Source organism: Neorhizobium sp. BETTINA12A (genome assembly GCF_023006485.1).
Lineage (GTDB): Bacteria > Pseudomonadota > Alphaproteobacteria > Rhizobiales > Rhizobiaceae > Neorhizobium.
Genome location: NZ_JALBGW010000347.1, coordinates 1 through 904, shown reverse-complemented (window position 1 = coordinate 904; position 904 = coordinate 1). Strand labels below are relative to the sequence as shown.

The window sequence follows — 904 nt, the reverse complement described above, 5'->3', positions numbered from 1 at the left end:
GCACGGCCGTCGGCCTGCCCGCCATCAGCCGTGCGCTCGGCGGCAGCCCGATTGCCCACAACTGGGCCACCAATGCCATCATGCTTTCCTTCGGCAGCACCCGGATGGCCGCCGGCGCGCTCGCCGACAGTTATGGGCGCAAGCGAATTTTCCTGAGCGGCCTCGGTATCTTCGCGCTGTTTTCGATCGGTCTCGCCTTCGCGGGCGATATCGTCTGGTTCGATGTGCTGCGGGCGCTGCAGGGCATCGGCGCGGCAGCCGCCTTTTCCGGCGGCATGGCGTCGCTCGCGCAGGAATTCGACGGCGCGGCACGGCTCAGGGCTTTCAGCATCGTCGGCGCCAGTTTTGGCATCGGGCTCGCCTTCGGGCCGATCGCATCGGGATGGATGATCGCCATGTTCGGCTGGCCGGCAATCTTCTTGCTGGTCGTCGCGCTGGCGGCGGTGGCACTGATACTCGGCGCAATCTTCATGCGGGAATCGCGCGATCCCGATGCTTCCGGTCTCGACTGGAAGGGAGCGCTCAGTTTCACCGCGGCGCTGACCGCTCTGACTTTCGGCGTGCTCCAGGCGCCGGAAAGCGGCTGGGGCGACCCGCTTGTCATCGTCATGCTTCTGGTAGCCGTCCTGGTTTTCCTCGCCTTCGTGCTGATCGAACGGACCGTGGCGCGGCCGATGCTCGACCTCACGCTGTTCCGTTATCCGCGTTTCGTCGGCGTGCAATTGCTGGCAGCGGCGCCGGCCTATGCATTCGTGGTGCTGCTCATCCTCCTGCCGGTGCGGTTCATCGGCATCGAGGGCATGGACGAGATCGCCGGCGGGCGGATGATGATCGCGCTGTCCGGGCCGCTCCTCGTCCTGCCGATCGCCGCCGGACTGCTGACGCGCTGGTTCGCGCCGGCGAC

The 904-nt window shown here is 66.8% G+C and carries 1 protein-coding gene; it reads left to right on the top strand.

Annotated features, from left to right (window positions below):
- On the top strand, window positions 1-904 hold a 904-nt coding region (locus MOV61_RS30070; RefSeq protein WP_247139197.1), incomplete at both ends, for an MFS transporter.